Consider the following 17624-nt stretch of genomic DNA (forward strand, 5'->3'; position numbering starts at 1 on the left):
AGTCGCCCCCTCTCACGCGGGGAGATACGCCACACGATCCTGATGCTCGATAGGTTGGCGCTCAGCCTTGATGCACGGGGGACTCAGGGCTCAGGCGAAGAAAGACAAGCGCGAGCCCCAGCTGGCGGGAATCGCTTCCCAAGCTGAGGGAGGTGGGCGCGTGGGCGTCGGGTAGGAGCAAGCGCAGTCGAAGCTCCGGGCCGGACATCAGCTCTGGAGGGATACGGAGGCTGTGCAGACCGTGATTGTTCGGTTGCTCGAAGACCCATTCGCCCAGCCATGTTTCCCCGAGATGAACGATGACGCGCTGAGCCTGACATTGCTCGGTAAGAAAGCACTGCCCCTCGATTTCCAGTAGCAGGCCGCCTTGCGCTGGGGATTCGAGTTTCAGATGGAGCTCCGCCTCTGCGCCGTCGGTCCAGGTGCCCCATGGTTCCGGGTAAGACCAGCCACGGCCCTGGAACGCGGTGGCGTTGCCCGCCGCAAGAAAGCAGATGTTGTCGCCGAGACGGTAGGGCGGAATGTTGTGCAGTGTGCGGTTGCGGATGACATTCAGGTTGCCGAATCGGTCTCCCTCCGTGGTCAGGCCTCGACGCTCACGCAATCCGCGGATGAGCTGGCCCTTGCCTAGCCCTCTCGCCCGATACTCCACTGCTGCGGGGAATACGCCCAGTTCTGCCAACAACCTGAACAGGATACGTTGCCAGCGGGGGCGGGGCGGATTCTCCGCGTTGCCTGCCCTGGCCAGCAGTTGCTGGCGCAGGGTAGGGTTCTGCCACACCTGATCCCAGAACCAGCGCTGCTCATGAGCCTCGCGTTTGACGTAGGCCGCCTCCCTGAGGCCGGAGTGGAATGCCAGCACCGAGATCCAGGGCAGCGCCCGTAGGTCCATGCCGAGGCGCCAGGCACGAAACAGTAGCTCGCGCGAGCTCTCGGTGACGCAGTCGGTTGCCGGCTTCCAGGGTCCGACGCGTTCCGCGGTTTCCCTGTGCATCAGCCAGCTCGAGGCTGGAGCGAAGGTGTCTACGGGGTCGAAGCGCCCGTCACGGCCCAGGCCGTGTAGATGAGTACGCCAGCGATGCTGCTCGAGTTGCTCGGTGGTGCTGGGCATGACGACTGCAGTGAGCGGAAATACCAGGTCGGCACCGGTTGCCTGCAACCACTCCAGCGCTGCTTGCAGGTGGTCGGGCAGCCACAGGTCATCGTGGTTGAGGAGTGCGATGTAGCGACCGCGCGCCCTTGCTATCCCCAGGTTGTTCGGGCCCGACTGCTCGCCGAAGTTGTGCATCAGGTTGATGTAGTGGATGCGCGGATCGTCGAGCGTGGCGATCAGCGCTCCGGTGTCTTCGTCGCAGGCATCGCCGATGATCAGCAGCTCCCAGTCTTCCAGGCTTTGAGCCTGGACGCTGGCAATGGCCAAGCCCAAGGTTTCCGGGCGGTTGTAAGTGGACAGAACCACAGATACCAAGGGCTGCATGGATGACGGCTCAGCTGAAACGATAGGGAATCTGTGGCGTGTCGGCAGGCAGCCGCCAGTGATCCGGGTCGTCGTAGTCGTAGGCCTTGTCCACCAGATTGATCAGCAGCGCGGGTTTGCTGCCGAGGCAGGCGACGCCGTGCCAGACACCCGGCGGAACCGTGACCAGCATCGGGCGCTCTTCACCGAGACGCACCTCGATGACCGTGCCATATGTGCTGGACTCGCTGCGCGCATCGTAGAGCGCCAGTTTGATCCTTCCAAACGCACAGAACATGCGATCCATGGTTTCCACGTGGCAGTGCCAGGCGGTGATGGCACCCGGTTCGAGCAGGCTCTGGAACACCTGGTCGATTGGCTGGTCGTCGAGTTGCCAATCACGGCGCCAGATCTCGGTCAGGCGAGCGCGATCTCCCAGCATGTTGGCGATCGACTTGATGCGCACACCTTCGATATGCGGCAGGTTGGCCGGCTGCCAGTCGGCGTCCACCAGTCGTGCGTCCTTCTGGCCATCCAGCGTCCATTCCGACATCGCGTGTCCCCTCGATAAAAATCCGATTGTACTCGCTGGTGCCAAGGTTAGTAGTTGGCAAAGCTCGCCAGCAGGTCCGCGTTGAGGGCCTGCTGCGCCTCGCTGGGTTGGCGCCCGCGGTGGCGGGTGAGGCGGAACTGCACGTTGAAGCCGACCTCGTTCGGCAGCAGCTCGCGCAGCTGCCCGCTGGCAACCCAGGGCGCCGCCACGTGCTGTGGCAGATAGCCGATGTGCGCGCCGGAGAGGATGAACGCCAGACTGCCTTCGACCTGCTCGCAGCGCGCGCTGCTGGTGCCGGCCTGCCATGGTTCGTCGGCGGCGATGAAGCGGTAGGGGTGCAGCACCCGGTCGCAGGCGTCGAGGTCGGCATGGCTGATCCTGGCCTGGCCAAACAGCAGGTGACCCTGGGCGCAATACAGCGATTGCTGTTCCTCGAACAGTGGCTGGTAGTCCAGCGCGCTCTGGTTGCCGGAGAAGTAGCCGATGGCCAGGTGCAGCTGGCCCTGCAGCAGACGCCGCTCCAGTTCGGCCGGGGTGGCGCTGATCAGCTCGATCTGCACCGCCTGGTTGCGCCGGCGAAAGCGCCCGATGGCGCCTGCCACGCGCTGCAGAACATGGCCGTCGAGCGATTCGGAGAGACCGACGCTGAGCTCACCGAGCAGCTTGTCGGCCATGCCCTGGGCCTCGCCCTTGAAGGTCTCGATGGCGCCGAACAGCTTGCGCGTGGCGGCCAGCACCTGCTCGCCCTTGGGCGTCAGGCGAAAGCCAGCCTTGCCGCGCTCGCACAGGCGAAAGCCCAGGCGCGTCTCCAGCTTGGCCATCTGTGTGCTGATGGTCGACTGGCCGATGCCCAGTTCGCCCTGGGCGGCGCTGAAGCCACCGTTCTCCACCACGCTGACGAACAGGCGCAGCAGCTGCAGGTCGAGGTCACGCAGTTGGCTGAGCATCGTGGCTCCATACATTGATAGATATCGATGCCAGAGTAGATCACTTCGTATTTATCGGAAGCAAACCGCGGCGCAGGATGGCTCCACTCCAGAGCCCCCAGCAGAGGGGCGCGGGCTACCGAATCTGCCGAGGAATCCGCTCATGCGTCTTGTCGCCAGCTTGCTTGTATTCGCCTTCGCCCTGCCGCTGCAGGCCGAGGAAAAAGTCCTCAATCTCTACAACTGGGCCGACTACGTGCCGGCGCAGGCGTTGCAGCGCTTCCAGGCCGAGACCGGGATCAAGGTCAAATACGACACCTTCGACAGCGTCGAGGTGCTGGAGAGCAAGCTGCTCACCGGCAACAGTGGTTACGACGTGGTCTTCCCATCCTCCAGCGTGCTGGCCCGCACCATCGGCGCCAAGGCGCTGCAGCCGGTGGGCGAGTTGGCCGGCAAGGGCAATCTCGATCCCGAGTTGCTGGCCAAGCTGGCCGGCGTCGACCCCGGCAACGCCTACGGCGTGCCCTACACCTGGGGCACCATCGGCCTGGGCATCAACAAGGAAGCGGTAGAGAAACGCCTGCCCGGCGTGGCGCTGGACAGCCTCGATCTGCTGTTCAAGCCCGAGTACGCCAGCAAGCTCAAGGACTGCGGCATCAGCGTGCTCGACTCACCGCAAGAGGTGATCGCGGTGGTCCTCAACTACCTGGGCAAGGACCCCTACAGCACCGCCGAGGCCGATCGCGAGGCGGCCAAGGCGTTGCTCGTGCAACTGCAGCCGAACCTGCGCTACGTCGGCCAGAGCCGGCAGATCGACGACCTGGCCAAGGGCGAGACCTGCCTGGCGCTGACCTACACCGGCGACGCCGGCATGGCCACCGCCCGCGCCATCGAAGCCAAGCAGCCGTTCACGGTGGTCTACCGGATTCCCAAGGAAGGCACGCTGATCTGGTTCGACACCCTGGCCATCCCGGTGGATGCGCCGCACCCCGAGGCCGCGCGCGCCTTCATCGACTACATGCTCAAGCCCGAAGCCATCGCCGAGCTGACCAACTCGCTGTTCTTCGCCAACGCCAACCGCGCGGCCACGCCGCTGCTGGACGAGGCGGTGAGTGGCGACCCGGACATATACCCGGCCGCGGACATACGCGCCAGGTTGTTCGCCGAGCAGAGCCTGCCGCTACGTGAGATGCGCCAACGCACCCGCCTGTGGACGGCGTTCCGCACCCAGTACTGATTGCCGTATGGCCACTCCGGCACTGAGTGGCCCGTTCTGCAGAAATCGAGCATCCGACCATGGAACAAGCCTTCGTCAACGATCAGGCCATCACCCGCGACAGCCTCTACGGCACTGCGGCCGAGCCGACCTACGCCGGCATCACCAGCTTCATGCGCCGCCGCTACACCCGCGACCTGCGCGGGGTGGATCTGGTGGTCAGCGGCGTGCCGTTCGACACCGCCACCACCAACCGCCCGGGCAGCCGCTTCGGCCCGCGCGCCATCCGCACCGCTTCGATCCAGTCGGCCTGGGCGCGGCACTTCCCCTGGGAGTTCGACCCGTTCGACCTGCTGGCCTGCGTCGACTACGGCGACTGCTACTTCGACCACGGCACCCCGCAGGACACCCCGGCGGCCATCGAGGCACACGCCGACAAGATCCTCGACGCCGGCTGCGCCATGCTCACCCTGGGCGGCGACCACTTCATCAGCTATCCACTGCTCAAGGCCCATGCCAAGAAGCACGGCACCCTGTCGCTGATCCACTTCGACGCGCACAGCGATACCTGGCCGGACGAGGAGGGCGCGCGCATCGACCACGGCACCATGTTCTACCACGCCGCCAAGGACGGTCTGGTCGACCCGGCGCGTTCAGTGCAGGTCGGCCTGCGCACCACCAACGATGACGTGATGGGCTTCCAGGTACTGGATGCGCGGCAGGTCAACCGCAGCACCCCGGAGCAGATCGCCGAGCTGATCCGCGCCCGCGTCGGCGATAACCCGGTGTACCTGACCTTCGATATCGACTGCCTCGACCCGGCCTTCGCTCCCGGCACCGGCACCCCGGTATGCGGTGGGCTGTCCAGCCACCAGGCCCTGGAAATCCTCCGTGGCCTGCGTGGCATCAACCTGGTTGGCATGGACGTGGTCGAAGTGGCTCCGCCCTACGACAACTCGGAGATCACCGCCCTGGCTGGCGCCACTCTGGCGATGGAGATGGTCTGCCTGTACGCCGCCCGGCATAAGCTCTGAGGCGGATCAGGGGGAAGGCAGGGCCGGGATATCGCTATCGCGGTCCTGCTCGCGGAGCAGCTGCAAGAGCTGCTCCGCCGCGGGCGAGAGGCTGTGTCCGGCTCGGCTAACGATGCCGTAGGCCGAGCTGGCCAGCGGCAGTTCGCTCAGCTGCAAAAGCGCCAGGCGCCCGGCCTGCACGTCGTGGGCGATTACGTCCCAGGGCGCCATGCTCAGCACATCGCTGCTCGATACCAGTTCCTTGAGCACCATGAAGTTGTCGCACTGGATGCTCAGCGCCTGGCCCCCGCCCAGGTGTTGCAGTGCATCCGCCACCGTCTGCGGCAGCTGCGTGCCAGCCAGGGCATAGGCATGTAGCTCGCCGCTCTGCAGGGTGCGGGCGTGTTGGCGCAGGGGATGCTGCGGGCGGCAGAACAGCACGCCGGGGTGGCGACGCAGCGCCTCCACCCGCAGTTGCGGGTCGTCGTGCAGCTCGCGGATATCGGCGACGAACAGTTCCAGCTGGTCGTTGAGCAGGCGCGCGCGCAGCTGCTGCCAGTTGTCGATCTGCAGATCCACGCGAACCTGCGGATAACGCTGGGCGAACTGGCCGATGGCCTGCGGCACCAGGCGCGCGGCGGGGTAGGGGCCGGAACCCAGGCGCAGTTCGCCGCTGGCCAGGTTGCCCAGCTGGCTCACCGCATTGCTCAGTGCCTGGCTGCCGGCGAGTAGGCGCCGCGCGTGCTCCAGCACCAGTTGGCCATGGGCGGTGAGGCTGATGCCCCGGCTGTGCCGATCCACTAAGGTGCAGCCCAGGCCGCTTTCCAGCGCCTGGATGCTGCGGCTCAGCGCCGGCTGGCTGAGGTGCACGGCCTCGGCGGCGCGGGCGAAGTGCCCGTGGTCGGCGAGGGCGACGAAATGGCGAAGCTGACGAAGATCATTCATGCGCTTTATGCATCGTTTGCTGAAGTGGAATGCATTGGAATTATTGAATGGGCTTTGTCAGTCTGCCAAGCGAGATAACAACAACGAGTCTGTCCCATGTCGTCTTTCAGCCGCTTCAGTGGCCTGCTGCTGGCCGCCGCCCTGCCTTTCACCGTTCAGGCCGATCTGCCTGAAGAGCGGATCGAACCCTCGATCAACGCCGAACTGGCCGAGCACACCAAGCACTTCAGCGAGAAGGTCTACCCGATCGCCGACAACGTCTGGTCGGCGGTGGGCTGGAACCTGGCCAACAGCGTGATGATCGAGGCGCCCGAGGGGCTGATCATCGTCGACACCGGCGAGTCGGCCGAGCAGTCGCGCAAGGTGCTCGCCGAGTTCCGCAAGATCAGCGACAAGCCGATCAAGGCCATCGTCTACACCCACTTCCACCCGGACCACATCAACGGCGTGAAGGGCTTCGTCAGCGAAGAGCAGGTGAGGAGCGGCGAGGTGCAGATCTACGCCCAGGAAACCCTGCTCGACAACGTCGTCACCCAGGGTGCGCTGGTCGGGCCGATCCTTTCCATGCGCTCGGCTTACAGCTTCGGCGCGGCCCTGCCGGACAGCGACAAGCAGCAGATGAACGCCGGCCTCGGCCCGCTGGCCCATGAGGGGCAATCGACCTTCATCGCGCCGACCATCACCTTCAGGGACAAGCTCGATACCACCATTGCCGGCCTGCCGGTGCAGTTCCTCCATGTGCCCAGCGAGGCGCCGGACGAGATCGTCCTCTACCTGCCGAACAACCGCGTGCTGATCAGTGCCGAAGTCACCCAGGGCCCGACCCTGCCCAACGTACACACCCTGCGCGGCACCAAGTTCCGCGACCCGGTGGTGTGGGTGAAGAGCCTCGACGCCCTGCGTGCCTTCCAGGCCGACTACATGGTGCCGCTGCATGGCCAGCCGGTGAGTGGCAAGGACAAGGTCGAGGAAGTGCTGCGCATGACCCGCGACGCCATCGCCTACATCCACGACCAGACCGTGCGCTGGATGAACAAGGGCCTGACCCCCGACGAGCTGGTCGAGAAGGTCAAGCTGCCGCCGCACCTGGCCGGCTACACACCCTACCTGCGCGAGTACTACGGTACGGTGAAGCACAGCGTGCGGCAGATCTACCAGGGTTACCTGGGCTGGTTCCAGGCCGACCCGGTGGACCTCGACCCGATCCCGCCGGTGGAAAAAGCCAAACGCCTGATCGAGCTGATGGGCGGCCGCGACAAGGTGCTGCTGGCCGCCGGCGACGCTTACCTCAAGGGCGACTACCAGTGGGCCGCCGAGCTGTCCGGCTACGCCATCCGCGTCGACCATGGCGACAAGCTGGCGCGTGACATCAAGGCCCGCAGCTTCCGCAAACTCGGCTACGCCAGCATGAACATCAACTGGCGCAACTGGTACCTGATGAGCGCCATGGAGCTGGAAGGCAAGTTCGACGACGGTGGTGCCGAGGAACTGGGCCGGCGCATCCGCGGTGCGTTCCTCTCCGCCGATATGCTGAAGAACCTGCCGGCGCGCATCTTCCTGCAGAACTGGGTGACCCGCATCGACCCGCAGAAGAGCGCCGACGTCGAGCTGACCCTGGGCTTCGCCTTCCCCGATATCGGCGAGGAGTGGGCCCTGGAAGTGCGCCGTGGCGTGGTCGAGCTGCACAAGGGCATTCCGGCCGGCACCGCGCTCAAGCTGACCCTGGACAAGACCTACCTGGACACCGTGATCAGCGGCGAGAACGGCCTGCTCAAGGGCGCCCTGCTGGGCGACGTGAAGGTCGATGGCAACCTGCTCGACATCAAGACCTTCCTCGGTTGCTTCGACTTCGGGGATGCCCCCATCGCCCTGACCGTGCGCTGAGCACCGGTCATCCGCCATGTGCAGCTGCCGGCTCGCCGGCAGCTGTCGACCATCCCTCGTCTGGAGGAATAGCGTCATGCAGCGTCGCGAACTGTTGAAGAAGGCGGCCGCGTTGTCCGCCGCAGGCCTGGCGGCTCCGGTGCTCGGGCAGCAAGCCGCCCCGGCGCTGGTACGGCCCGCCGGGCGCAAACCGAACATCCTGCTGATCGTCACCGATCAGCAGCGCGCCCACCACGACCTGCCCAGCGCCGTGCCGCTGCCCGGCCACGAGCGCCTGCTGCAGCGCGCAGCGAGCCTGGGCAACTTCCACGTCAACACCACGCCCTGTTCGCCGTCGCGCTCGGTGCTGTTCACCGGCCAGCACACACAGAAGACCCTGATCACTGCCAACGTCGGCCTGCCGCCGTTCCGCGAGCTGTCGCCGCAGATTCCCACCCTCGGCCACATGTTGCGTGAGCAGGGCTACCTGACCGCCTACAAGGGCAAGTGGCACCTGTCGCACATCGAGCAGTCGAGCAACCTGACCTACGGCGTGGTGCAACCGAGCACCGATGCGTTGCTGCCGTACGGCTTCGCCGACTACAACCTGAATGGTGACCCGCATGGCTCGCTGATGACCGGCTTCATCTACGACAAGGTAACCGCCAGCGACTCGGTGGCCTGGCTGCAGCAACACCGCAGTGACGAGCAGCCGTGGTTCCTCGCGGTCAACTTCGTCAACCCGCACGACATCATGTTCTATAGCTCGGGGATCAAGCAGGAGCAGAGCCGCCTGCGGCGCAACTTCCTCGGCCCGATCTCGCCGGGGCCGAGCACCGGGCTGTATGAGAAACACTGGGACCTGCCTCTGCCGAAGAGCTTCTACGCCGAGGACCTGAGCCGCAAACCCTGGGCCCAGCGCGCTGACGTGGAGCTGTGCAACAACGTCTACGGCCGCCTCGATCCCAAGGACGAGCAGGCCTGGCAGGGGCTGCAGAGCTACTACCTGAACTGCGTGCGCGACGTCGACCAGTCCATCGAGCAGGTGCTGCAGGCGCTGGAGAGCAGCGGCCTGGCTGACGACACCATCGTCATCCTCACCGCCGACCACGGCGAGATGGCTGGCGCCCACCAGCTACGGCAGAAGGGCCCGCACATGTACAAGGAGAACACCCGGGTCAATTTCATCGTCCGTCACCCGGACATCCAGCAGGGCTTCACCAGTGAAGCGCTGGGCTCCACCGTCGACATAGTGCCAACCGTGCTGGAACTGGCAGGGCTGGATGCAGTGGGGCAGGCCGAGCGCTATCCGCAGCTGGCGGGCGTCAGCCTGGCCGAGAGCATCGGCGGGGCGAGCAAGCGCTCCGTACGCGACGAGCGCGGCCACCTGTACGACTACGGCGTGGTCATGTACCTGGACCCGGAATTCACCGAGGCGGTGATGCGCGACCATGACCAGGTCACGCCCTGGGCGATCATCCAGGAGTCGCTGGCGCAGATGCAGCTCGGTCCGTCGATGAAGAACCGCGCGCTGTTCCGCGGTATCCACGATGGCCGCTACAAGTTCGCTCGTTACTTCGCCGCCAACGACCACCACATCCCGGCCAGTTTCGAAGACCTGCTGGCACGCAACGATCTGGAGCTGTACGACGCCGAGAACGATCCGGACGAGCTACACAACCTGGCCGCCGACCCACAGGCACAGCGCGCCCTGATCGAGCGACTGAACGGCCGGCTCACCGAACTGCTGGCCCTGGAAGTCGGCGTCGACGACGGCCGCGAACACCCGGGCCCGAGCTTTCTCTACAGCTGATAGGAGCTACTCATGCTGAAAATCGCCAAGGGCGCACTGGCCGTGTTCTGGCTGCTGGCGCTGGTCAACCTGCTACACCCCTTCGCTGGGCCCTACATGACCTGGGTCGCCGCACTGATGCTGCTGGTGCATGTGCTGGAGATTGCCCTGCTGCACCGCCGCCTGCAGCGCCAGGCCCAGCCCTGGCAGGATCGTTTGCAGGTGCTGCTGTTCGGCGTGCTGCATGTGCGTGGCATGAGTACCTGAAATTCAGGCTGAACCGCGCTTCGCTTCAACGGGTCTGTGCTAGTACGGCGATTTTGCCACCATGGACCCCAAGGAGTACCGCATGGACCTCATCCGCATTCTCATCGCCATCCTGCTGCCGCCGCTGGGTGTATTCCTCCAGGTTGGCTTCGGCGGGGCGTTCTGGCTGAACATCCTGCTCACCCTGCTGGGCTATATTCCAGGCATCGTGCACGCTGTCTACATCATCGCCAAGAAGTAGCCCAGCGACGAGGTGAGCCCAGGAGCGATCCTGGCTCATCCGGCGGCTACCTGTCTGGGGCCTGGCTTCAGCGTAAGGCCATATAGATGTTGAAGGCGCTGATCAGTGTGATCAGGCATCCGACGATGGTCATGAGGGTGCGGGCTGGCAATTTCTTGCACAGGAAGGCCGCTAGCGGTGCGGCGAACAGGCCGCCAAAGACCAGGCCGGCGACCATCAGCCAGGTATTCAGCTCTCCGGCCAGTAGGATGAAGGAGGCCGCGCTCGAAAGAGTGAGGAAGAACTCGGCGAAGTTGACCGAGCCGATGGTGGTGCGCGGGTCGCTGCCAGAGCCGAGCAGGCTGCTGGTAACTACCGGGCCCCAGCCGCCACCGCCAGCTGCATCGACGAAGCCACCGAACAGGGCCAGCTTGGCCACATGTTTCGGCTCCTTGCGCTGAGCCACGTGTTTGTAGGCCTTGCGCAGAATGTACAGCCCCATCAGCAGCAGATAGGCGGAGATGAAGGGCTTCATCACTTCGCCGTCGAACTGGGTGATCAGCACCGCACCGAGGACGGCGCCGATGATGCCCGGCAGCAGCAGGCGCAGGAACAGCGACTTGTTGACGTTGCCTAGCTTGGCATGGGAGATGCCGGACAGGCCGGTAGTGAATACCTCGGCAATGTGCACGCTGGCGCTGGCGGCGGCTGGGGAGGCACCGGCGCTCAGCAGGAAGGTCGTCGCCGTGATGCCGTACGCCATGCCCAGTGCGCCATCGACGACCTGGGCCAGGAAACCTACTGCTACCGCGCTCCAGAACGTCGGGCTACTCAGGGCGCTCTCGATGATCTCCAGGCCACTGTGGCCACCGTTGTCACCGAAGAACAGGCGCCACGCGAGGAAGCTCAGCAGGCTTATCAGGATCAGAACCGCCGCCCACATGGCGGCTCGCAGCACTGGGTGGTTGTCCGGATGGGAAACATAGTCCTCCACCGGGGGCAAGCCGAGTGCTTCATGTTCGGTATTGAGCGGGCTCTGGCTGAGGTCTAGATCGCGGATTTTCATGCACAGCTGCCTGACAGTGGGTGGTAGAACAGGCTGGAATAAGCAGGCTGCGAAGATAATGACGTTCGCTTATAGAGTCTAAGAATGTTTGTGTAGGTTTATATTCTTTTTAGTTTTGTGACTCTGTTGCTTCGCTTCCCCGCCCTGACCTAGGCTTGGCCACCTTTCTGTGGGAATGCTCCATGAATTCCGCTGACCGTCCTGGCAATGCCACCCTGATACTACTGGCGTCGCTTTACTGCGCACAGGGTCTGCCGTCCGGCCTGGTGGCGCATTCGCTGCCGGTGCTTCTGCGGCAGAACGGGGTAGACCTTGGGTTGATCGGCCTGCTCAAGCTGCTGGCACTGCCCTGGCTATTGAAAGTGTTATGGGCGCCGTGGATCGACCGCATCGGTTCCCGTCGCCTCGGGCATCATCGGGGCTGGATATTACCGTTGCAGGGTACGGTAGTCCTCTGCCTGCTCGGTCTGGCGTTGATCGCTCCGCAAGCGCTGTTTGGAACGGCCTTCTGGGGGCTGCTGGCAACCCTGCTGATCATCAACCTGGCGGCGTCCACCCAGGATGTCGCCACCGATGGTCTGGCCGTACGCTTGCTGCCGGAGCGCTGGCGGGGGCTGGGTAACAGCCTGCAGGTGGGAGGCTACAAGGTGGGCATGCTGGCCAGTGGCAGTGGGTTGCTGCTGGTGATCGGATCGCTGGGCTGGAACCTTTCCATCGGATTGCTGGCTGTCGCCTTGCTGCTGCTGACCCTGCCGATCTGGCTGTTTCCTGAAACACGCCTGTTGCCGCAACACATCGAGCAGGCTGAGCCTGCCGGTCCTGGCCTGCTGTGGCGTCACTACAAGGGGTTGTTAGCCCAGCCGGGCATGTTTGCCTGGCTGGCGGTAGTGCTGACATTCAAGCTCGGAGACGCTCTGGGCTCGCCCATGATCAAGCCGATGCTGGTTGATCAGGGCTGGGAGACAGCCGCCCTTGGCCAGCTGACACTGATCAGTAGCATCGCGGGCATCGGTGGCGCGCTGCTTGGTGGCTTGCTCTACGCCCGCTTTGGCGCGCTCCGCTCATTGCTGGCCTTCGGTACGCTACAGGCGCTGGGCATCGCAGCTATGGCGCTGCTAGTGGGAAGGGGTGGCGAAACCGTGGTGGTCTATGCGGTTTCGCTGTTTGAACAGGTCGCCGACGGAATGTCCACCGTAGCCCTGTTCGCCGTGATGATGCGCATGTGCCGACCGGAGCATGAGGGTGCCGACTTCACTCTGCAGGCGAGCGCGCAGATTCTCCTCGCGGGGATCATCGGAGCCTGCAGTGGCGTGCTGGCCAAGGCGGTCGGCTACGAAGCACTGTTCGCCGGGGCTGGCGCGCTCGCTGTCGTTGGATTGATCGTTACTGCCTGGTGCTTCACGAGCGGAGGAAGCGAGCCGCGGTACCGTCAGAATCCCAGATAGCAATCTGTATCGATCCCCATCATGGCGGCTACCTTGCTGTCAGCACGGACATAGCCTACATAGCCCGCTGTACGGAAGTTGTCGCCGGTGAACTCTTCGGTGTCAGGGCGAGGCAGTCCGCTCAAGGCGAAGCCCACTACTTCACCGCTGTCAGAAAGCAGCATCACCTGCCTAGGCACTGTCTGGCTGGCTGTTTCGAAAATCCAGCCCTCGACTCGCGACATATTTCCGCTGTCCAGGGGGGTAGTTACATCGAGGCCTCCGCGACAGGCCGCCTTGGGATGAGGCGGAGTCTGTGCCATCCAGCGCTCGGCATCGGCAATCAATGGATAGGCGAAGACCGATGTGTTGCGCTCCTTGGCCATTGTGGCGATGCGCTGCAGGTTCTTGGGGCTGAAATAGATCTGATCGAGGTACTTAGCGTCGACTGCATCGAGCTGCAGGGCGAGCCCCGCGACGAGTCTGTTGAACGTCTGGGGCAGAGGGACGGTAGTGCTCAATTGGGCTGGCAGCAGTAGAGCGGGCAAGAGAAGCAGCAAGAGGCTGTAGCGAGATACTCGCATGTGGCTTACGACCAGAAGGAGTAGCGCCGCCCATGCCAATAGCTGGGGCGTAAGGTATCGGCTGGAAAGTGACTGCTCTAACCCTATCGCCAGTCGCCCTGAGGCGGTTCCCAGGGCGGTTCCACCGATGAAAAGCAAGAATGCCAGCAAGGCCCATTGAAGTGGTGATGAAGAGACTCGCCAGGTTTTCCAGGTCATGGCTAGGCAGCCCGCTATCAGGATCGCCCCTGCAATCTGGGCGGCAAGGAGTGATTCGCTTCCCAGCATGAAGAACCACGGGCCACCCAGATAGGCCAGCAGATACTCCAGTAGCAGCGCCGGTTGGGACTGGATGAGCGTGCCGAGCGAAGGCGAGGAAATCACATCTGTCGGTGACGAGAAATACACCTGCCATACGAGCGCCGCCAGCGCCGCGAGAATGCCGATTCGGAGCCAGCCCAGTCTCAAGACCACGGCCAGAGGGACCAGTACTGCCGATGCCAGAAGGCCGTTGGCCATGGTGCCGGCACTCATGACACCCAAGGCAGCCGAGGCCAGGAACAGGGTAGAGGTGCGTTTTTGGCTGTACTGGGCGAGCAGGATGAAACTGATCAAGGGCAATAGATAGGAAAGGAAGAACTGGCTCTGGAAGGCCCATACGAAGTTGTCGACTTGTAGCCAGGAAAAGCAGAGCGCCCCCAGCACTCCAATCATTACATGACGCGCTATCTGATCCTGGTCTCTCAATAACAGGCGATTTGCCATCCATGCGAAGCAGGCGAAATTACAGGCTGCGAGCGCGACGTTGAGAGAAAAGAGAAGGGATAGAGAGTTGTTGAACAGTTGGCCATCCAGCCAGAAGATCGCCTTTGGGATGACCAGTCGGTGTTCGTTGTGTAGCTCCCACCAGGCCAGCCAGCCTTCCCCTGCCTCTACCCGAAAGTTGAACAGCAGCTGGCCGTTCCACATGTCCCAGAAGGGCACAGGGGTATAGTTCAGCCAGGTGCCGTAGGTGGCCAGAGCTGCGAAGAGTGCGACCAGCAAAAAGGTCGGTAGCCCGCGAACGGTATTGTACGGGCGCAACGTGTTGTTGGTGGACATTGAGAATCCTGCTACGGGCATGGCATGCACCAGGCAAAGCCGATGCGCTGACTTCCTGTCTGTTGCTGCTCCGGCTCAGAGCCAGTCATCAGACGGACGGGGCGTACTGCTTTCCATGGCGTATAGGCCTACGCTATTTCCAGTTCGGTCAGGAGCGGCTCGAGGTGAGGCGCGAATTTGAGCACACTCGGCAAGGCGAGGTCACCTGCGCCATTCTGATATCGTTCGGGGTGTCGCTAGTAATGTATGGAAAAGACTGTACCATTACCGGTTTGTCTTTTTAGCTTAGGTTGTGCCCGCTGTGAACGTGAGTACTTGGGGTGGCCTTTTGAGTCCAGCTGAACATACACCGGGTTGTAACTCGCCTAAAGCGGAGATGTGCGTAGCGATTTTGATGGCTACATACAATGGCGAAGGCTTTTTGCGTAAGCAGCTCGACTCAATTATGTGCCAGTCCCACCAGAATTGGGTGTTACATGTTTCGGACGATGGCTCCAGCGATTCAACACTCGATATAGTCAGGGAGTACGCTGAGAAGTTGCCTCAAGGGCGTGTGCATATACATGAAGGCCCGCGCATGGGCTTCGCCCAGAATTTTCTGTCACTGGTTCGCCGAAGGGAAGTGATTGGGGATTTCTATGCTTTTTGTGATCAGGATGATATTTGGCTTGAGGATAAGATTTCTCGGGCCTTAAGCATGGTGAAAGTGGGTGGTGGATATCTTTACTGCTCAAGAACCTTCCTGATAGATGAGGTTGGCTGCTCTATTGGATTGTCTCCTCTTTTTCAGCTTCCCCCCTCTTTTTGTAATGCGTTAGTCCAGAGTATTGCTGGTGCAAATACGATGCTGTTTGACTCGCGCATTCGAGAGTTGCTTGCTCAGGTGCCTGAGGATGCTAGGGTCATTTCTCATGATTGGCTAGCTTATATGTTGGCTGCGGGGTGTGGTGCCGTTGTTGATTACGATGCGCAGCCATCGTTGATGTATCGCCAGCATCAGCAGAATCTAATTGGCACTAATACAACCATAAGGGGCAGAGTTGCTCGTTTCTTCAGGATGCTGGAGGGGGACTACCGTGGGTGGAATTCTTCTAACTTGAGTATCCTTAAAGATTTTGAGGCTAGCCTTACGCCTGATAGTCAAATGGTGCTGCGGCGCTTTTCTGTCGCAAGGGCGTCGGCTGGAGCTAAGGGCTTGATTCTGCTAAGGCGCTCCGGTGTGCGTCGGCAAACCGCTATAGAGAATATGGGGTTGGGGCTGGCAGCGCTGCTTGGTCGTGTTTGAACTGGCTTTCGTGGGTTTGAGATGATATGAGCGCAGTTCAGTACCGATCAGATATTGATGGTTTGCGTGCAGTTGCTGTATTGGCTGTAGTTGCCTTTCATGCGTTCCCTCAGTTTCTGGCGGGGGGATTTATTGGTGTTGATATCTTCTTTGTTATATCAGGCTACCTGATGTTCTTTGCTTTGAGAAAAAAGGAGCTTTCCTTTATCTCTGTGCGGGATTTCTTTGTTCGGCGGGTAGTTAGAATTTTTCCCGCGCTTCTGCTTGTTTTGTCTGTTTGCTATTTGCTCGGCTGGGCTGTCTTGTTGCCTGAAGAGTATGTGTTTTTGGCGAAGTATATTGCCGCTGGCGCAGGGTTCGTTGCGAATTTCGTCTTGCTTGGTTCTGGTGGCTATTTTGAGCTGTCGTCTGACAGTAATGCTCTCCTGCATCTGTGGAGCTTGGGGGTTGAGGAGCAATTTTATTTATTTTTGCCGGCGTTCCTTTGGTTTGTATCCTGGCGTCGTTTGCATTTAGGGTTGTCGCTGGCTTCTGCTGTGCTGTTCTTTTTTTTGTTGGGTTTGTGGTTGGTAGAGATGTTTCCCTTGTGGGGGTTCTATTCGCCGTTCTCTAGGTTCTGGGAGTTGTTTTTCGGTGTTTTGTTAGGGTGGCTTGTTTATTCTTATCAAAAAGAAAGTAATTTTCTAATTGGATCGATTTTTTCATTGCTTGGAGCGTGTTTAATCGTTTTGGGCTTTTTCCTTTTGCGTGGGGATGAGCCGTTTCCAGGGGTTAGGGCGATATTGCCTTGTCTCGGTGCTGCATTGATTATTGGTGCGGGTGAGAAGGCTTTAATTAATCGATACATTTTGTCTCAGTCTTTTCTTGTTTGGGTTGGCCTGATTAGTTATCCGCTGTACTTGTGGCATTGGCCGGCCCTGGTATATATGCGCTTGTTATTTGGTGGTGATATTGATTTTTTCTGGCTGCTTGTTGTTTTGGTGGTTGTGGTAATTGTTTCGTGGTTGACATATTTGTACGTTGAGCAGCCCTTGCGTAGTGGCTCTGGGGTGCGAAAGGCTTTGTATTTGCTTGGGGGGATGGTTGTTGTCTTCTCTGTTGGGCTTGGGACTATGTATGCCGGAGGTTTTTCTTTTAGGCAGCCCGAGCTGATTCAGCAGCTGGTTTCATATCGCTATGACTATGCGGCGGCTTATCGAGAGGGGCGCTGTTTCTTGCGGCCAGAGCAGGGGGCAGAGGCCTTCTCTGAATGTGAGGATGTTGGTCATGGCTCCCTTGTGTACCTGTGGGGGGATTCGCATGCTGCTCATCTATACCCTGGCCTTGAGCTGGTGTATGGCCAGTCCTCTACTATTACTCAGAGAACAGCCTCCGGATGCCCCCCGGTTTTGGGGTTAAAGGTTGCGAATCGTCCGCATTGCCAGTCTATAAATCAGGCTGTAATGAAGGATGTTTCAGAGCGTCGCCCAGAGACCGTTCTGCTTTCTGCGCGGTGGGGTGAGTATGATTTAGATGGTCTGTCCGCGACTGTTTCGGATTTACGTGCGGCAGGCGTTCGTAATTTGATAGTTGTTGGGCCTGCACCTCTCTGGCAGGAGAGCTTGCCGCGCCAGTTATATCTTTATTACCGGCGTAATCTGGGATTGGCATTGCCGTCACAAATGAGTTTCGGGTTGGATGCCTCCTTCGAGGGCGTGGATGCTCAGATGCGCTCTTTTTCTGAGAAATCGGGGGTGCGATATATTTCTGTCCGAGATCTGCTCTGTGCGGCAGGTGAGTGCCGGACTTTGACGGATGAAGGGCAGTTAATGGTATGGGATTACGGGCATCTGACGCGGGAGGGCTCGCTGTACCTGATGTCGCGGATTGATTTGCAAGTTCACTGAGGTGGCAACTCTGTATGCCACATGGGAAGCCTTGTGCCAGTGCGGCGG

The 17624-nt window shown here is 61.4% G+C and carries 15 protein-coding genes; 9 read left to right on the forward strand and 6 right to left on the reverse strand.

Features of this window, described 5'->3' with window-relative positions; all coding sequences use genetic code 11:
- Positions 1-61 precede the first annotated feature (61 nt).
- Genes IB234_RS05200 through IB234_RS05210 form a run of 3 tightly spaced genes read right to left on the reverse strand, consistent with a single transcriptional unit; the run spans position 62 to position 2956 of the window.
- Entirely contained in the window at positions 62-1477 is a 1416-nt protein-coding gene (locus tag IB234_RS05200) for a glycosyltransferase family 2 protein (RefSeq protein WP_192314914.1), read from the reverse strand.
- Between the two features lie 10 nt (positions 1478-1487).
- Positions 1488-2009, reverse strand: coding sequence for a dTDP-4-dehydrorhamnose 3,5-epimerase family protein (locus IB234_RS05205; RefSeq protein WP_192314916.1), 522 nt, complete (start codon positions 2007-2009; stop codon positions 1488-1490).
- A 47-nt stretch (positions 2010-2056) separates the two neighbouring features.
- Positions 2057-2956, reverse strand: a complete 900-nt coding sequence (locus IB234_RS05210; RefSeq protein ID WP_192314918.1) for a LysR family transcriptional regulator — start codon at positions 2954-2956, stop codon at positions 2057-2059.
- Between the two features lie 142 nt (positions 2957-3098).
- Between IB234_RS05210 and IB234_RS05215 the strand changes: the two genes are divergently transcribed.
- Together IB234_RS05215 and speB are read left to right on the forward strand one after the other, a co-directional pair.
- Positions 3099-4172, forward strand: a complete 1074-nt coding sequence (locus IB234_RS05215) for a polyamine ABC transporter substrate-binding protein (RefSeq protein ID WP_192314920.1) — start codon at positions 3099-3101, stop codon at positions 4170-4172.
- A 59-nt stretch (positions 4173-4231) separates the two neighbouring features.
- Positions 4232-5185 carry an agmatinase gene (speB, locus tag IB234_RS05220; protein ID WP_192314922.1) on the forward strand — a complete coding sequence of 318 codons (954 nt, stop codon included), beginning with the start codon at positions 4232-4234 and terminating at the stop codon, positions 5183-5185.
- A 6-nt stretch (positions 5186-5191) separates the two neighbouring features.
- On the opposite strand, the gene IB234_RS05225 is transcribed toward speB, so the two are convergent.
- Positions 5192-6109 (reverse strand): LysR family transcriptional regulator, encoded by a 918-nt coding sequence (locus IB234_RS05225; protein ID WP_192314925.1) that lies wholly within the window; start codon positions 6107-6109, stop codon positions 5192-5194.
- A 96-nt stretch (positions 6110-6205) separates the two neighbouring features.
- On the opposite strand from IB234_RS05225, the gene IB234_RS05230 reads away from it, so the two are divergent.
- The 4 genes from IB234_RS05230 to IB234_RS05245 all read left to right on the forward strand — a co-directional run bounded on the left by IB234_RS05230 (position 6206) and on the right by IB234_RS05245 (position 10272).
- On the forward strand, positions 6206-7993 hold the full coding sequence (locus tag IB234_RS05230) for an alkyl/aryl-sulfatase (protein ID WP_192314927.1): 1788 nt from the start codon (positions 6206-6208) through the stop codon (positions 7991-7993).
- A gap of 76 nt (positions 7994-8069) precedes the next feature.
- A complete protein-coding gene (locus tag IB234_RS05235; protein WP_192314929.1) occupies positions 8070-9785 on the forward strand; it encodes a sulfatase-like hydrolase/transferase in 1716 nt (571 codons plus the stop codon).
- A 12-nt stretch (positions 9786-9797) separates the two neighbouring features.
- Positions 9798-10031, forward strand: coding sequence for a DUF1145 domain-containing protein (locus IB234_RS05240; protein WP_192314931.1), 234 nt, complete (start codon positions 9798-9800; stop codon positions 10029-10031).
- A gap of 82 nt (positions 10032-10113) precedes the next feature.
- Entirely contained in the window at positions 10114-10272 is a 159-nt protein-coding gene (locus tag IB234_RS05245) for a YqaE/Pmp3 family membrane protein (RefSeq protein WP_192314933.1), read from the forward strand.
- 67 nt (positions 10273-10339) lie between these two features.
- Here IB234_RS05245 and IB234_RS05250 read toward each other — a convergent pair whose 3' ends face one another.
- Positions 10340-11317 (reverse strand): sulfite exporter TauE/SafE family protein, encoded by a 978-nt coding sequence (locus tag IB234_RS05250; RefSeq protein WP_192314935.1) that lies wholly within the window; start codon positions 11315-11317, stop codon positions 10340-10342.
- Positions 11318-11499: 182 nt separating this feature from the next.
- Between IB234_RS05250 and IB234_RS05255 the strand changes: the two genes are divergently transcribed.
- Positions 11500-12762 carry an MFS transporter gene (locus tag IB234_RS05255; RefSeq protein WP_192314937.1) on the forward strand — a complete coding sequence of 421 codons (1263 nt, stop codon included), beginning with the start codon at positions 11500-11502 and terminating at the stop codon, positions 12760-12762.
- Here IB234_RS05255 and IB234_RS05260 read toward each other — a convergent pair.
- Entirely contained in the window at positions 12747-14405 is a 1659-nt protein-coding gene (locus IB234_RS05260) for a hypothetical protein (RefSeq protein WP_192314939.1), read from the reverse strand. The genes IB234_RS05255 and IB234_RS05260 overlap by 16 nt on opposite strands.
- A 394-nt stretch (positions 14406-14799) precedes the next feature.
- On the opposite strand from IB234_RS05260, the gene IB234_RS05265 reads away from it, so the two are divergent.
- Entirely contained in the window at positions 14800-15690 is an 891-nt protein-coding gene (locus IB234_RS05265) for a glycosyltransferase family 2 protein (RefSeq protein WP_192314941.1), read from the forward strand.
- Positions 15691-15716: 26 nt separating this feature from the next.
- On the forward strand, positions 15717-17576 hold the full coding sequence (locus tag IB234_RS05270; RefSeq protein ID WP_192314943.1) for an acyltransferase family protein: 1860 nt from the start codon (positions 15717-15719) through the stop codon (positions 17574-17576).
- Positions 17577-17624: the final 48 nt, after the last annotated feature.

This window comes from Pseudomonas sp. PDM16 (assembly GCF_014851865.1).
GTDB lineage: Bacteria > Pseudomonadota > Gammaproteobacteria > Pseudomonadales > Pseudomonadaceae > Aquipseudomonas.